The 15,603-nt window shown below is 72.7% G+C and carries 10 protein-coding genes and 1 pseudogene; 10 read left to right on the top strand and 1 reads right to left on the bottom strand.

From position 1 onward, the window contains the following. Positions 1-6 precede the first annotated feature (6 nt). The 3 genes and pseudogenes from OG965_RS19430 (at position 7) to OG965_RS19420 (ending at position 2,826) form a co-directional block, all read left to right on the top strand. Entirely contained in the window at positions 7-669 is a 663-nt protein-coding gene (locus OG965_RS19430; RefSeq protein ID WP_371653355.1) for a class I SAM-dependent methyltransferase, read from the top strand. Between the two features lie 91 nt (positions 670-760). After that, a pseudogene (locus OG965_RS19425) lies at positions 761-1,738 on the top strand (RNA-guided endonuclease InsQ/TnpB family protein); the annotation flags it as partial. Positions 1,739-1,833: 95 nt separating this feature from the next. Further along, on the top strand, positions 1,834-2,826 hold the full coding sequence (locus OG965_RS19420; protein WP_371653354.1) for a WD40 repeat domain-containing protein: 993 nt from the start codon (positions 1,834-1,836) through the stop codon (positions 2,824-2,826). A gap of 156 nt (positions 2,827-2,982) precedes the next feature. On the opposite strand, the gene serC is transcribed toward OG965_RS19420, so the two are convergent. After that, a complete protein-coding gene (gene serC / locus OG965_RS19415) occupies positions 2,983-4,101 on the bottom strand; it encodes a phosphoserine transaminase (protein ID WP_371653353.1) in 1,119 nt (372 codons plus the stop codon). A gap of 110 nt (positions 4,102-4,211) precedes the next feature. On the opposite strand from serC, the gene OG965_RS19410 reads away from it, so the two are divergent. The 7 genes from OG965_RS19410 (at position 4,212) to OG965_RS19380 (ending at position 15,603) form a co-directional block, all read left to right on the top strand. Further along, a complete protein-coding gene (locus tag OG965_RS19410) occupies positions 4,212-7,079 on the top strand; it encodes an FAD-binding and (Fe-S)-binding domain-containing protein (protein ID WP_371653352.1) in 2,868 nt (955 codons plus the stop codon). Positions 7,080-7,238: 159 nt separating this feature from the next. Then, positions 7,239-8,195: a DMT family transporter gene (locus OG965_RS19405; RefSeq protein ID WP_371653351.1), complete on the top strand. Its 957-nt coding sequence runs from the start codon at positions 7,239-7,241 to the stop codon at positions 8,193-8,195. A 246-nt stretch (positions 8,196-8,441) separates the two neighbouring features. Next, complete coding sequence (locus OG965_RS19400; protein WP_371653350.1) at positions 8,442-9,227, top strand: TIGR03084 family metal-binding protein; 786 nt, start codon at positions 8,442-8,444, stop codon at positions 9,225-9,227. After that, positions 9,227-10,936, top strand: coding sequence for an acyclic terpene utilization AtuA family protein (locus tag OG965_RS19395; RefSeq protein WP_371653349.1), 1,710 nt, complete (start codon positions 9,227-9,229; stop codon positions 10,934-10,936). Before OG965_RS19400 ends, OG965_RS19395 begins: the two co-directional genes overlap by 1 nt. Next, the gene (locus OG965_RS19390; protein ID WP_371653348.1) at positions 10,933-12,534 is read left to right on the top strand and encodes an acyl-CoA carboxylase subunit beta; all 1,602 of its coding nucleotides are present in this window, start codon (positions 10,933-10,935) and stop codon (positions 12,532-12,534) included. Before OG965_RS19395 ends, OG965_RS19390 begins: the two co-directional genes overlap by 4 nt. Positions 12,535-12,541: 7 nt before the next feature. Next, complete coding sequence (locus OG965_RS19385) at positions 12,542-14,455, top strand: biotin carboxylase N-terminal domain-containing protein (RefSeq protein ID WP_371653347.1); 1,914 nt, start codon at positions 12,542-12,544, stop codon at positions 14,453-14,455. Beyond that, the gene (locus OG965_RS19380) at positions 14,452-15,603 is read left to right on the top strand and encodes an acyl-CoA dehydrogenase family protein (RefSeq protein ID WP_371653346.1); all 1,152 of its coding nucleotides are present in this window, start codon (positions 14,452-14,454) and stop codon (positions 15,601-15,603) included. The genes OG965_RS19385 and OG965_RS19380 overlap by 4 nt, the downstream gene beginning before the upstream one ends.

The raw sequence follows: 15,603 nt of genomic DNA, 5'->3' as shown, positions 1-15,603 counted from the left end.
AGCGGCATGGAAACAGACACCGCAGCGTGGGAACGGTACGCCGAAGGCCGAACGCCGCGAAGGGCCGTCAACTCGGCAGGCGCCACCACGTGGCTGAACTGGACGCAGTACCCCGACCACGGCCCCGACGAGTCGCTACTCGGCCCACTGCACGGGAGACGGGTGCTGGAACTGGGCTGCGGCACCGGCTGCAATCTTGCCCACCTGGCCACGCTCGGCGCCGAGTGCATTGGCGTGGACATCGCTCCCGGCCAGCGGCGGAAGGCCGAAGAACGATGGGGCCATGTTCCCGGTCTCACCTTCCACACAGCAGAGGCGACCGAATTCCTGACCAGCAGCCCCGACAGCTTTGATGCAGTGCTGTCCATCTTCGGCCCAGTGTGGTTCACCGACCCGGAACAGCTCTTGCCCCTCGTACGAAAGAGACTGGCACCCGGCGGAGTCCTCGCGTTCTCACACAAGCCCCCAGGAGACGACTCGGAGCCGGTTGGCCCACTGCGTGAGGCCCGCGCGGTCTCGCGCTGGGACTACTCCGCCGGCGAGTGGGCGGATCTATTGGCCCGGACCGGGTTCACGAACGTCACCGCCGAGATCATCCCGCCGCCGGGCAGCGAATCGCTGGGCACTCTGCTGGTACGTGCCGAGACCGTTAAGGACGGCGCCAAGTAGCCCGGCCGCCTTGGTGGCGTACGCCATCGCTGCGACTTGAACGTCTTCCACAGAACCGAGGGGGTGGGCCGGGTGATCCGCGCGTACAAGTTCCTCCCAACAGGCCACCTTGCGCCGCCTGGACAAGGCATTTGCCGCGTTCTTCCACCGGATCAAGGTCGGGGAGAAGCCCGGATACCCGCGCTTTCGGGGGGCCGCCCGATTCGACACAGTGGAGTTCCCCAAGGATGGCGACGGCTGCCGCTGGGACAGCACGCCGCACGATCCCGTCACCCGCGTCCGCCTTCAAGGCGTCGGGCATGTCAAGGTGCACCAGCGCCGCCCGGTGGTCGGCAAGGTCAAAACGATCAGCGTCAAGCGCGAAGGTAAGCGCTGGTACGTGGTGCTCGCCGTGGAGCAGGCCGTTCCCGAGCCGCTGCCGAAGACGGGCAGTGCCGTCGGTATCGACCTGGGCATAGCCAATTTCCTCGCCGATTCCCAGGGGAACTTCGTGCCCAACCCCCGTCATGGCCGCAAGGCCGCCGCGAAGCTGGAGGACGCGCAGCAGGCTCTCTCCCGATGCAAGCGCGGCAGCAAACGCCGCCGCAAGGCTGTGGAAACGGTGGCCCGGCTGCACCGCAAGGTACGCCGTCAGCGCCTTGACCACGCGCACAAGACCGCTCTCGCGCTCGTGCTTGCGCACGACGTCATCGCGCACGAAGATCTCAAGATCCGCAACATGAGCAAGGCCCCTGAGTCGAAGCCGGACCCGGATAAGCCGGGCAGTTTCCTGCCCAACGGGGCAAGCGCGAAGGCTGGACTCAACAAGTCGATCAACGATGCCGGATGGGGGGTGTTCCTCGTGATCCTCAACGCCAAGGCAGAATGCGCCGGACGGGAAGTGATGGCCGTGGACCCCCGCAACACCTCCCGGAGGTGCCCCGCGTGCGGGCACACCGCCAAGGAGAACCGGCTCACCCAGGAGAAGTTTCATTGTGTCGCCTGCGGCCATCGCTCCCACGCGGACACCGTGGGTGCCCTGAACGTTCTGCGGGCCGGGCTGGCCCGTCGCAAAGCCCAACCGGCCTAGCGAGAAGCCACCCCCTCATGGGGTGGAGGAGTCACGATGGCTGATCACCTGGGCGGCTTCGACGGGCTGTCACGTGACGATGGACACTTGGTCCCATGCGTTTCCCGATGCGTTCGCTTCTGTCCGTTGCCACGGCCGCCGGGCTCGTCGTGCTGGGGGCCGCCGGAGCGGCCGCCGACGACGGCGGCGACGGCGACTTCACGATCAAGGATCCTCGGATCAAGGAGTCCAGCGGCCTCGCCGCCAGCCGGGCCCACCCGGGGATCTACTGGACGCACAACGACAGCGACGACGGGCCGTACGTCTACGCGATCGACTCGAAGACCGGCGAGACCGTCGCCAGGATCACCATGACCGGCGTCGGGCGCCCGCGCGACGTCGAGGCGATCTCGGTCGGCTCGGACGGGAACGTGTACGTCGGGGACATCGGCGACAACCTCGGCGGGACCTGGAAGAACGTCTGGATCTACAAGTTCCCCGAGCCCGCCCGGCTGAAGGACGCGACCGTCAAGGCCACGCAGTACGTGGTGAAGTACGCCGACGGGCCGCGCAACGCCGAGGCGATGATGGTCCACCCCAGGACCGGCCGCCTCTACATCGCCTCCAAGAAGGAGGGCGGCGGCGGGCTGTACGAGGGCCCGGAGCGGCTCTCCACGGGTGGGACGAACGTGTTCCGGCGGGTCGGCGACGTGCCGTGGGTCACCGACGGCGCCTTCTCCCCGGACGGCGGCAAGCTGGCGCTGCGCGGCTATTTCTGGGCCGCCGAGTACGACTGGAAGAGCGGGAAGCTCGGGGCTCGGCACGGGGTGGACGCGCCGCTGATGCGTCAGGCGGAGTCCGTCACGTACACGCCGGACGGGAAGGCGCTGCTCTTCGGGACTGAGGGGGCGCGGAGCCCGGTGGTGCGGGTGCCGGTCGCGGCGGCCGGTAAGTCCCCGTCCGAGAAGGGGAGTTCGCCGTCGGGCGGGGGTGCCAGCAGTGGCTCGGACTCCGGTGGCGACAACCGGAACTTTGTGTACGGGGTGATCGTGATCGTGGGCGCGGGCGCGGTCTGGGTGGGACTGAAGCGGAAGTTCCGGCGGGGGTGAGCGCCTGCTGTTCGCCTGCGGGCCGGTGGGGGCTGGTCGCGCAGTTCCCCGCGCCCCTAGGAGGGCCCTTCGGGCCCATCTAAGGGGCGCGGGGCTGTGACATTTGCGGCTCCGCCGCGTGGGCGCGAGCAGCCACGGATCACCCGCAGTCGAAACTCAGAGCTGCTCGATCACATAGTCGACGCAGGCCGTCAGGGCCTCGACGTCCGCCGGGTCGATCGCCGGGAACATTGCCACACGCAGCTGGTTGCGGCCGAGCTTGCGGTACGGCTCCGTGTCGACGATTCCGTTCGCGCGCAGCACCTTGGCGACCGCCGCCGCGTCGATGTCGTCCGCGAAGTCGATCGTGCCGATGACCTGCGAGCGCTTGGTCGGGTCGGTGACGAACGGCGCCGCGTGCTTGGAGTCCTCGGCCCAGGTGTAGAGGCGGGTCGAGGAGTCCTTCGTACGGGCCGTGGACCAGGCGAGGCCGCCCTGGCCGTTGATCCACTTCAGCTGCTCGTTCAGGAGGAAGAGCGTGGCGAGCGCCGGGGTGTTGTACGTCTGGTTCTTGAGGGAGTTGTCGATCGCCGTCGGCAGGCTGAAGAACTCCGGGATGTGGCGGCCGGACGCGTGGATGCGCGCGGCGCGCTCCAGGGCGGCCGGGGAGAACGCCGCGATCCACAGACCGCCGTCGGAGGCGAAGGACTTCTGCGGGGCGAAGTAGTAGACGTCGCTCTCGGTGATGTCGACCGGCAGGCCGCCCGCGCCCGAGGTCGCGTCGACCAGGACGAGCGCGCCCTCGTCGGCGCCCGCGACCCGCTTGACGGGGGCCGCGACACCGGTGGAGGTCTCGTTGTGGGTGAAGGCGTAGACGTCGACGCCCGCCTCGGCGGCCGGCTCCGGGTGGGTGCCGGGCTCGGAGGCGATCACGCTGGGCTCGGCCAGCCACGGCGCGAGCTTCGCGGCCTTGGTGAACTTGGACGAGAACTCGCCGAAGTTCAGGTGCTGCGACTTGTTCTCGATCAGCCCGTGCGTCGCGACGTCCCAGAACGCGGTCGAGCCGCCGTTGCCCAGGATCACCTCGTACCCCTCGGGCAGCGAGAACAGGTCCCGTACGCCCTGGCGGACCTCGCCGACCAGGTTCTTGACCGGGGCCTGGCGGTGGGAGGTGCCGAGGAGCGAGGTACCGGTCGCGGCCAGGGCGTCCAGCGCCTCCGTACGCACCTTGGAGGGGCCCGCGCCGAAACGGCCGTCGGCGGGCTTCATGTCAGCGGGAATCTGGATCTCAGCCACGAGCGCAGGGTATCGGCACGCCGTGGAGCGCGCGGCTCCGGTCCACCCCGCGAGACGCGCCGGAGCCGGGGCCTGCCGTGGTCGGGCCTGCGGCGGGCAGGCTGTTTCCCATGGGCGACACGGGCGACACGGGCGATGCGGGTGATGTGGGCGGCGCGGGGCGTACGGCGGCGGCTTCGGACGCGTTGGAGCGGGAACTGCGTGAGGTCGTGCGCGGGGAGGTCGACTTCTCGGCGGGCGCGCGGGCGCTGGTGACGATGGACGCGTCCAACTACCGGCGGGTGCCGTACGGGGTGGTCGCGCCCCGGGACGCCGAGGACGTGGCGGCGGCGCTCGCCGTCTGCCGGGAGCACGGGGTGCCGGTGGTGCCGCGCGGCGGCGGGACCTCCATCGCGGGCCAGGCAACCGGGACCGGGGTCGTCCTGGACTTCACCCGGCACCTGCGGGCCCTGCTCTCGGTGGACGTGGAGGCGCGGACGGCGGTGGTCCAGCCGGGCCTCGTCCTCGATGTGCTGCGGGAGGCGGTCCGGCCGTACGGGCTGACGTTCGGGCCCGATCCGTCGACGCACAGCCGGTGCACGCTCGGCGGGATGATCGGCAACAACGCGTGCGGGGCGCACTCGGTGGCCTGGGGGACGACCGCCGACAACGTACGGGCGCTGACCGCCGTGAGCGGGAGCGGCGAGCTGCTCCGCCTCGGCCAGGGCTGGACCGGCGCCCCGGCGGGGCTGCGCGGCTTCGTCGAACGCCACCTCGCCGCGCTGCGCACCGGCTATCCGCAGGACCTGCCGCGCCGGATCTCCGGGTACGCGATGGACGCGCTGCTGCCCGAGCGCGGGACGGATCTGGCGCGCGCGTTCTGCGGCAGCGAGGGCACGCTCGGCGTGCTGACCGAGGCGGTCGTACGGCTGGTGGAGACGCCCGGGGCGCGGGCGCTCGCGGTGCTCGGGTACCCGGACGAGAGTGCGGCGGCCGAGGCGGCGCCCGCCCTGCTGCCGTACGGGCCGCTCACCGTCGAGGGCATGGCCGCCGACCTGGTGCGCGGCCGCGCCGGGCTGCCGCGCGGCGGCGCCTGGCTGTTCGTCGAGACGGGCGGCGCCACCCCGGCCGAGGCGCTGGCCCGGGCCCGCGAGCTGGTGCGGGCGGCCGGCTCGCTGGACGCGGCTGTGGTCACCGACCCGGCCGGGCAGCGGGCGCTGTGGCGCGTACGCGAGGACGCGGCGGGGACGGCGACGCGGATGCCGGACGGTACGGAGGCGTGGCCCGGGTGGGAGGACTGCGCGGTGCCGCCCGCGCGGCTCGGCCCGTATCTGCGGGAGTTCCGGGCCCTGTTGGGGGAGCACGGCCTGCGCGGCACCCCGTACGGGCACTTCGGAGACGGCTGCGTCCACGTCCGGATCGACTTCGACCTGCTGAGCGCGGCGGGCGTGGCGCGCTTCCGCCGGTTCTCCGAGGAGCTGGCGGAGCTGGTGGCCGCACACGGGGGCTCGCTCTCCGGCGAGCACGGCGACGGGCAGGCGCGGGCCGAGCTGCTTCCGAAGATGTACGGGGACGAACTGGTCGGGCTGTTCGGGCAGTTCAAGGACGTGTGGGACCCGGCGGGGCTGCTCAATCCGGGGATTTTGGCCCGCCCCGCCCGGCTGGACGAGAACCTGCGGTTCGAGGTGCTGCCGAGGCGGCCGGTGGAGGTGGAGTTCGGCTATCGGCAGGACGGCGGGGACTTCTCGGCGGCGGTGCGGCGCTGTGTGGGCGTGGCCAAGTGCCGTACGCGGGACGCGGGTTCGGGCGGTGGTGTGATGTGCCCGTCCTTCCGCGCCACCGGCGAGGAGGCGCACTCGACGCGGGGCCGGGCGCGGCTGCTGCACGAGATGCTGGCGGGCGAGGTCGTCACCGGCGGCTGGCGCTCGCCGGAGGTGCGCGACGCGCTCGACCTCTGCCTGTCCTGCAAGGGCTGCCGCAGCGACTGCCCGGTCGGGGTGGACATGGCCACGTACAAGGCGGAGTTCCTGCACCACCACTACCGGGGGCGGCTGCGGCCCGCGTCCCACTACGCGATGGGGTGGCTGCCCCGCTGGCTGCGGCTGGCGGCGCCGTGGGCGCGGGGGCTGAACGCGCTGGCCCGGGTACGGCCGCTGGCGGTGCTCGCGAAGCGCTTGGCGGGGATCGCCCCGGAGCGGGCGCTGCCGGTGCTGGCGGGGGAGACGTTGCGGGGGTGGTGGCGGGGGCGCCTCGATGGCGGTGTTCCGGTCTCGGCCGTGCTGTGGCCGGACACCTTCACCGACCACCTCTCGCCGGAGGTCGGGCGGGCGGCGGTGCGGGTCCTGGAGGCGGCCGGGGTGGGGGTCGTGGTGCCCCGGGGCCGGGTCTGCTGCGGCCTCACCTACGTCTCGACCGGCCAGCTCACCCGCGCCCGCACGGTCCTGCGCCGCACGCTGGACGAGATGGAGCCGCTGCTCGACCGCGGCCTGCCGGTCGTCGTCCTGGAACCGAGCTGTGCGGCGGCGCTGCGAACGGATCTGCCGGAGCTGCTGCCCGACGACCCGAGGGCGGCGCGGCTCGCGGCGTCGGTGCGTACGTTCGCGCAGGCGCTGGAGGAGTGCGCGCCGCACTGGACCCCGCCGTACGTGGGGCGCGCGGTCGTCGGGCAGACGCACTGCCACCAGCACGCGGTGCTCGGGGACGCGGCCGAGCGGCGGCTGCGGGAGCGGGCCGGGCTGACGGGCGCGCTGAGCGGCGGCTGCTGCGGTCTGGCCGGGAACTTCGGCTTCGAGCGGGGCCACTGGGAGGTGTCGGTGGCGTGCGCGGAGGACGAGCTGCTGCCGGCGGTACGGGCCGCGGAGCCCGGCACGGAGGTCCTGGCGGACGGCTTCTCGTGCCGTACGCAACTGGAGCAGCTGGCGGGGCGCCGGGCGAGGCATCTGGCGCAGGTGCTGGCGGAGGGGCTCCCGGGTCTCCCCGGGCTCCCCGGTGAGGGGTAGCGGGTACTAGGGCTGAGCGCCGCTTACATTGCCGCTTACATTGGATGGAAGGCACCATTCCGCTCCACGACGGGAAATCGCTGGACCGGACGAGCGAGCTGGTGCAATATTTTAACGAAACAGTCCAACGTATTGAACTAATCCGCTAGGGGACCCCCGGTGACCACTCCGCACGCCGCCGCAGAGCCGACGACCGCCACCGCGGCGGCCACCGTCGCGACCCCGGAGGCGGCGGGCGGGCTCGGCGGGGGCGGCGGCCGCCGGGTGGCGCTGGCGCCGGTCGCGCTGGTGGTGGCGGGCGGCATATCGGTCCAGTTCGGCTCGGCCGTCGCGGTCATGCTGATGCCGAGGGCGGGGGCAGCGGGAGTGGTGACGCTCCGCCTGCTGGCGGCCGCGCTGGTGCTCCTGATCCTGTGCCGCCCGAAGGTACGCGGCTACCAGCGCGCCGACTGGGGAACGGTGGTCGCCTTCGGCGTCGCGATGGCGGGCATGAACGGCCTCTTCTACCAGGCCGTCGACCGCATCCCGCTGGGCACCGCGGTGACCCTGGAGGTCCTCGGCCCCCTCGCCCTCTCCGTCCTGGCCTCCCGCCGCCTGGCCAACTTCGTCTGGGCCGGACTGGCGCTCGCCGGTGTGGCGCTCCTCGGCAGCGGCGGGGGCGACGGGTTCGGGTCGCTGGACGCCGTCGGGGCGGCGTACGCGGTGGGGGCGGGGGCGTGCTGGGCGGTGTACATCCTGTTCAGCGCCCGTACGGGCCGCCGCTTCCCACAGGCGGACGGCCTGGCGCTGGCGATGGCGGTGGCGGCGGTCCTGTCCTTGCCGCTGGGCGCTGTGCAGTCGGGCTCGAAGCTCCTGGTCCCGTCGACGATCGGCCTGGGCGCGGCGGTGGCGATCCTCTCCTCCGTACTCCCGTACACCCTCGAACTCCTCGCCCTGCGCCGCCTCCCCGCCTCCACCTTCGCGGTCCTGATGAGCCTGGAACCGGCCATCGCGGCGACGGCGGGCTTCCTGATCCTCCACCAGGCCCTGTCCGCCACGGACGCGCTGGCGATCGCGCTGGTCATCGGGGCGAGCGCGGGGGCGGTGCGGTCGCAGGTGGGGCGGCCGGGGCGGTAGCCCAGGGGCGAGGGGGCATGCCGGACGTTCGTCCCGAGGGCCGGCAGGGCTCTGGCGGCCACGCCGTACACGGCGGCCTCAGACCGCCCCGCCGCCCAGGCAACCCCGTCAAGGGCGCACTCCAGCAAGCGACTTAGGGCGCACGCAACCCTGGCAAAAAATAATGCAAGCACGCTTGCTTGTTTTGTAAACCGCTGCCATGCTCCCGGGCACACCGCCGTATCCCCACCCGAAGGGAAGCGCCCCGTGTCCGATCCGAACGCCGTGCTCGACGATCTGCGCGCCGAAGGGGAGGAACTCGACCGGCTCGTCGGCGCGTTGGGGCCGGACGGGTGGGAGACGGTCACCGCCGCCCCGGGGTGGACCATCGCCCACCAGATCGCGCATCTGGCCTGGACCGACGGGGCCGCGCTGCTCGCCGTCACCGACGCGGACGCGTTCGCGGCGGAGGTCGAGAAGGCCGTCGCCTCGCCCGAGACCTTCGTCGACGAGGGCGCCGAGGCGGGCGCCCGGCTCGAACCCGGTGAGCTCCTCGGCCGGTGGCGGCACGGGCGGGCCCGGCTGGCCGAGGCGCTGGTGGCGGCGCCCGCCGGGGCCCGGTTCCCCTGGTACGGGCCGCCCATGTCCACCGCCTCCATGGCGACCGGACGCCTGATGGAGACCTGGGCGCACGGCCAGGACGTATGGGACGCGCTCGGCCGCACCCGCGAGCCCACCGACCGGCTGCGCCACGTCGCGCGGATCGGCGTGCGGGCCCGGGACTTCGCCTTCGCCGTACGGGGGTTGGCGGCCCCCGACGAAGAGTTCCGGGTCGAGCTGACCGGGCCGAGCGGCCTCTGGACGTACGGTCCGCCCGACGCCGCCCAGCGCGTCACCGGCCCCGCCCTCGACTTCTGCCTCCTCGTCACCCAGCGCATCCACCGCTCCGACACGGCCGTACGTGCCGAGGGCCCCGACGCCGACCGCTGGCTCGACATCGCCCAGGCCTTCGCGGGCCCGGCCGGTCCCGGGCGTGCGCCCAAGGGGGCCTGATGCCCAGCCCCAGCCCCAGCCCGAGCCCCCGGCCACTGCGCATCGCCAACGCCTCCGGCTTCTACGGCGACCGCTTCGACGCCATGCGCGAGATGCTCACCGGCGGGCCGCTCGACGTGCTCACCGGGGACTACCTCGCCGAGCTCACCATGCTCATCCTCGGCCGCGACCGGCTCAAGGACGCCCGCCTCGGCTACGCCAAGACCTTCCTGCGTCAGCTGGAGGAGTGCCTCGGCCTCGCGCACGAACGCGGGGTGCGGATCGTCGCCAACGCGGGCGGGCTGAATCCGGCTGGACTTGCCGAGCAAGTAAGGGAGTTGGTGGCCCGGCTCGGCCTCCCCACCCGCGTCGCCCACGTCGAAGGCGACTCCCTTCCCCCGCGCCCCGGCGGCCTCACCGCCCACGCCTACCTCGGCGGCACCGGCATCACCGCCTGCCTCGCCGCCGGGGCCGATGTCGTCGTCACCGGGCGGGTGACGGACGCGGCCCTCGTCACCGGCCCGGCCGCCTGGTGGCACGGGTGGGGGCCCGAGGAGTACGACGCCCTCGCCGGAGCCGTCGTCGCCGGGCACGTCCTGGAGTGCGGGACCCAGGCGACCGGCGGCAACTACGCCTTCTTCCGGGACCACGACATCCGCCGCCCCGGCTTCCCCCTCGCCGAGATCCACTCCGACGGCACCAGCGTCATCACCAAGCACCCCGGCACCGGCGGCGCCGTCGACCCCGGCACCGTCACCGCGCAGCTCCTGTACGAGACGGGGGGCGCCCGGTACGCCGGGCCCGACGTCACCGCCCGGCTCGACACCGTACGGCTGGCGGCGGACGGGCCCGACCGGGTGCGGATCACCGGCGTACGCGGCGAGGAGCCGCCGCCCACCCTCAAGGTCGGCCTGTGCCGCGTCGGCGGGTGGCGCAACGAGGTCGTCTTCGTCCTCACCGGGCTCGACATCGAAGCCAAGGCCGAGATCGTGAGAGAGCAGATCGAGGATGCTTTCCGGCGCGCCAAGTCCCGGCCCGCCGAGATCCGTTGGGAGCTCTCCCGCACCGATCAGAGCGACGCCCCGACCGAGGAGACCTCCAGCGCCCTCCTCCGCCTCGTCGTCCGCGACCCCGACCCGGACGCTGTCGGCCGTACCGTCAGCGGCGCCGCGATCGAGCTGGCCCTCGGCAGCTACCCGGGATTTCATGTGACGGCCCCGCCCGGAAAGGGTGCGCCCTATGGGGTGTTCGAGGCTGAGTTCGTCGCGGCGGGCGAGGTGGCGCATGTCGCCGTGCTGCCCGATGGCGTACGGGAGTCGATGCCCCGTCCCGTACGGACTCGGGTCCTTGAGGATGTCGCCGAGCCCGCGCTCCCCGAACCGCTGCCCGACGAGGCGCCCACTCGCCGCGCCCCCCTCGGGCTCGTCGCCGGGGCCCGCAGCGGTGACAAGGGCGGGGACGCCAACGTCGGGGTGTGGGTGACGTCCGACGACGCCTGGCGGTGGATCGTCCACGCGCTGACGGTCGAGCGATTTCAGGAGCTGATACCTGAAAGTCGGCAGCTGAGAGTCGTCCGGCACGCGCTCCCCAACCTCCGCGCCCTCAACTTCACCGTCCACGGCCTCCTCGGCGAGGGCGTCGCCTCGCAGGCCCGCTTCGACCCCCAGGCCAAGGCGCTCGGCGAATGGCTGCGCTCGCGCCACCTGGACATCCCGGAGGTGCTGCTGTGACCGTCCTGCCGACCGCCCTCGACACCGGCGGGCCCGAGTACGCCGCCCACCGCGACGCCATGCTCGCCAAGCTGGCCGAGCTCGACGCCGAGCACGCCAAGGCGCTCGCCGGCGGTGGGCCCAAGTACGTCGAACGTCATCGCACACGCGGCAAGTTGCTCGCCCGCGAGCGCATCGAGCTGCTCGTCGATCCGGACACCCCGTTCCTGGAGCTGTCGCCGCTCGCCGCCTGGGGGAGCGACTACCCCGTCGGCGCCTCGATGGTCACCGGGATCGGGGTCGTCGAGGGCGTCGAGTGCCTGATCACCGCCAACGACCCGACCGTACGCGGCGGGGCCTCCAACCCGTGGACGCTGAAGAAGGCGCTGCGGGCCAACGAGATCGCGTACGCCAACCGGCTGCCCTGCATCAGCCTCGTCGAGTCCGGCGGCGCCGATCTGCCCTCCCAGAAGGAGATCTTCATCCCGGGCGGGGCGCTGTTCCGGGACATCACCCGGCTGTCCGCCGCCGGGATCCCCACCATCGCGGTGGTGTTCGGGAACTCGACCGCCGGCGGTGCGTACGTGCCGGGGATGTCCGACCACACCGTCATGATCAAGGAGCGGTCGAAGGTCTTCCTCGGCGGGCCGCCGCTGGTGAAGATGGCCACCGGTGAGGAGAGCGACGACGAGTCGCTCGGCGGCGCCGAGATGCACGCCCGCACCTCCGGCCTCGCCGACCACTACGCCGTGGACGAGCAGGACGCCCTGCGCCAGGCCCGGCGCATCGTCGCCCGCCTCAACCACCGCAAGGCGCACCCGGATCCGGCTCTCTCCTACGAGTCGCCCAAGTACGACGAGGACGAGCTGCTCGGGATCGTGCCGGGGGACCTGAAGACGCCCTTCGATCCGCGCGAGGTGATCGCCCGGCTCGTCGACGGCTCGGATTTCGACGAGTTCAAGCCGCTCTACGGGCCGAGCCTGGTCACCGGCTGGGCGCGGCTGCACGGCTACCCGGTCGGCATCCTCGCCAACGCCCAGGGCGTCCTGTTCAGCGCGGAGTCACAGAAGGCCGCCCAGTTCATCCAGCTCGCCAACCAGCGCGACATCCCGCTCCTCTTCCTCCACAACACCACCGGCTACATGGTCGGCAAGGAGTACGAGCAGGGCGGCATCATCAAGCACGGCGCGATGATGATCAACGCGGTCAGCAATTCGAAGGTGCCGCATCTGTCGGTGCTCATGGGCGCCTCGTACGGCGCCGGGCACTACGGGATGTGCGGGCGCGCCTTCGACCCCCGGTTCCTCTTCGCCTGGCCCAGCGCCAAGTCCGCCGTCATGGGGCCGCTGCAGCTCGCCGGGGTCCTCTCCATCGTCGCCCGCGCCTCGGCGCTGGCCAAGGGGCAGATGTACGACGACGAGGCGGACGCCGGGCTGCGCGCCATGGTCGAGCAGCAGATCGAGTCCGAGTCCCTGCCGGCTTTCCTGTCCGGGCGGCTTTACGACGACGGGGTCATCGACCCCCGCGACACCCGCACGGTCCTCGGCATCTGTCTGTCCGCCGTCCACACGGCCCCGGTCGAAGGCGCGCGCGGCGGCTTCGGCATCTTCAGGATGTGAGGCGCTGATGATCCAGTCCGTTCTTGTCGCCAACCGGGGCGAGATAGCCTGCCGGGTCTTCCGCACCTGCCGTGACCTGGGTATCTCCACGGTCGCCGTGTACTCCGACCCGGACGCGTCGCTGCCGCACGTCCGCGAGGCCGACGCGGCCGTGCGGCTGCCGGGGGCCACGCCCGCCGAGACGTATCTGCGCGGCGACCTCGTCGTGAAGGCGGCCCTCGCGGCGGGCGCGGACGCCGTGCACCCCGGGTACGGGTTCCTCTCCGAGAGCGCCGCCTTCGCGCAGGCGGTCGTCGACGCCGGGCTGACCTGGATCGGCCCGCCGCCCGCCGCCATCGAGGCGATGGCCTCCAAGACCCGCGCCAAGCAGCTGATGGCGGCGGCCGGGGTGCCGCTGCTCGCCCCCGTCGACCCGGCGAAGGCCACCGGGGCCGATCTGCCGCTGCTCCTCAAGGCGGCGGCGGGCGGGGGAGGCCGTGGGATGCGCGTCGTACGGGAACTCATCGACCTGGAAGGCGAGTTGGCGGCCGCTTCCGCCGAGGCGCGGTCCGCGTTCGGGGACGGCGAGGTGTTCGCCGAGCCGTACGTGGAGCGCGGGCGTCACGTCGAGGTGCAGATCATGGCCGACGCGCACGGCACGGTCTGGGCGCTCGGCACCCGTGACTGCTCGCTCCAGCGCCGCCACCAGAAGGTCATCGAGGAGGCCCCGGCGCCCGGCCTGCCCGAGGCCCTGCGCGGCAGACTCCGTACCGCCGCCGTGGCCGCCGCCCGTGCCGTCTCCTACCGGGGCGCGGGCACCGTCGAGTTCCTCGTCGACCCCTCCGGGCGGGCGTACTTCCTGGAGATGAACACCCGCCTCCAGGTCGAACACCCCGTCACCGAGGCCGTGTTCGGGGTCGATCTGGTCGCGCTCCAGCTCCAGGTCGCCGAGGGCGCCGCCCTGCCCACCGAGCCGCCCGAGCCGCACGGGCACGCCGTCGAGGCGCGGCTGTACGCCGAGGACCCGGCGACCGGCTGGACCCCGCAGACCGGCGTCCTGCACCACCTCTCCCTGCCGGACGGTGTCCGTCTGGACCGGGGCTACGGCGACGGCGACACCATCGGCGTCCACTACGACGCCATGCTCGCCAAGGCCGTCGTCCACGCCCCCACCCGCGCCGCCGCCGTCCGCGCACTCGCCCGTGCGCTCGAACTGGCCCGTGTCCACGGGCCGAAGACCAACCGCGACCTGCTCGTACGCTCCCTGCGCCACCCGGACTTCACCTCCGGCCGCCTCGACACCGGCTTCTACGACCGGCACCTGCCCGCCCTGACCGAGCCGCGCGCGGGGGAGGCGCACGCGGCCCTCGCCGCCGCCCTGGCGGACGCGGCGGGCCGCGCCTCCCGCTTCGGCGGCGGCTGGCGCAACCTGCCGTCCCAGCCGCAGACCAAGCGGTACGGGGACCACGAGATCCGCTACCGCCTCACCCGCCACGGCCTCACCGCCGACGGCTTCCCGGACGTACGCCTGGAAGCCGCCGAACCCGGCCGGGTACGCCTCGAAGTCGCCGGAGTCTCCAGGGACTTCCTGGTCACGCGGTACGGCGACCAGGTGTACGTCGACACCGCCGCCGGCTCGTACGCCCTCACCGCACACCCCCGCTTCACCGACCCCAGCGAACTCGCGGCCCCCGGATCGCTGCTCGCCCCCATGCCGGGCGTCGTCGTCCGGGTCGCGGACGGGCTCGCCGAAGGGGCCCGGGTCACCGCGGGGCAGCCACTGATCTGGCTGGAGGCGATGAAGATGACCCACCCCATCACCGCCCCCGCCTCCGGCACGCTCACCGCGCTCCACGCCGCCCCCGGCCGCCAGGTCGAGGTCGGCGCCCTGCTCGCCGTCGTCCAGGACGCACCCGAAGCACAGGAGGACCAGCCGTCATGACCGGAGCACGCAGCAGCGCCATCGAGAGCCAGGAACTCAAGGACCTGCGGGCCGCCGTGGCGGCCCTGGGGCAGCGGCACGGCCGGGGACACGACCGCGAGGCGCTGTGGGCCGACGCCGCCAAGCTCGGCTACCTCGGCGTGAACCTGCCCGAGGAGTACGGCGGCGGGGGCGGCGGCATGGCCGAACTGTCCATCGTGCTTGAGGAGTTGGGGGCGGCGGGCTGTCCGCTGCTCATGATGGTCGTCTCGCCCGCGATCTGCGGCACGGTCATCGCCCGCTTCGGCACCGAGGAGCAGAAGCGCACCTGGCTGCCCGGGCTCGCGGACGGCTCGCGGACCATGGCGTTCGGCATCACCGAGCCCGACGCGGGCTCCAACTCGCACCGCATCACCACCACCGCCCGCCGCGACGAGGAGACCGGCGGCTGGATCGTCACCGGCCGCAAGGTCTTCATCTCCGGCGTCGACATCGCCGACGCCACCCTGATCGTGGGGCGTACGGAAGACGCCCGCACCGGCAGCCTCAAGCCCTGCCTGTTCATCGTGCCCCGCGACACCCCCGGCTTCCAGCGGTCGCAGATCGACATGGAACTCCAAGCGCAGGAGAAGCAGTTCGAGCTGGTCCTCGACGAGGTGCGGCTGCCCGCCGAATCGCTCGTCGGCGATGAAGACGCCGGGCTGCTCCAGCTCTTCGCCGGGCTCAACCCCGAACGGATCATGACGGCCGCCTTCGCGATCGGCATGGGCCGCTACGCGCTGGCGCGGGCGCTCACGTACGCGCGCGAACGCCAGGTGTGGAAGCAGCCCATCGGCGCCCACCAGGCCATCGCCCACCCGCTCGCCCAGGCGCACATCGAGCTGGAGCTGGCCCGGCTGATGATGCAGAAGGCGGCCGCGCTCTACGACGCGGGCGACGACACGGGCGCGGGCGAGGCCGCCAACATGGCCAAGTACGCGGCGGCCGAAGCCTGCGTCAAGGCCGTCGACCAGGCCGTGCACACCCTCGGCGGCAACGGCCTCACCCGCGAGTACGGGCTCGCGGCGCTCATCACTGCGGCGCGCGTGGCCCGGATAGCGCCGGTCAGCCGCGAAATGATCCTCAACTATGTCTCGCATCAGACGCTGGGGCTTCCCAAGTCGTACTAG

Origin of the sequence: Streptomyces sp. NBC_00224, from assembly GCF_041435195.1 — a bacterium.
Taxonomy (GTDB): domain Bacteria; phylum Actinomycetota; class Actinomycetes; order Streptomycetales; family Streptomycetaceae; genus Streptomyces.
The sequence above is the reverse complement of the archived record's forward strand: the minus strand, read 5'-3'. Positions and strand labels throughout refer to the sequence as shown.

Excerpts from the sequence above, each read along its gene's own strand:
- OG965_RS19420 (WP_371653354.1), top strand. The coding sequence starts at position 1,834 with ATGCGTTTCCCGATGCGTTCGCTTCTGTCCGTTGCCACGGCCGCCGGG.
- OG965_RS19410 (WP_371653352.1), top strand. The coding sequence starts at position 4,212 with ATGGGCGACACGGGCGACACGGGCGATGCGGGTGATGTGGGCGGCGCG.
- OG965_RS19395 (WP_371653349.1), top strand. The coding sequence starts at position 9,227 with ATGCCCAGCCCCAGCCCCAGCCCGAGCCCCCGGCCACTGCGCATCGCC.
- OG965_RS19430 (WP_371653355.1), top strand. The coding sequence starts at position 7 with ATGGAAACAGACACCGCAGCGTGGGAACGGTACGCCGAAGGCCGAACG.
- OG965_RS19385 (WP_371653347.1), top strand. The coding sequence starts at position 12,542 with ATGATCCAGTCCGTTCTTGTCGCCAACCGGGGCGAGATAGCCTGCCGG.
- OG965_RS19380 (WP_371653346.1), top strand. The coding sequence starts at position 14,452 with ATGACCGGAGCACGCAGCAGCGCCATCGAGAGCCAGGAACTCAAGGAC.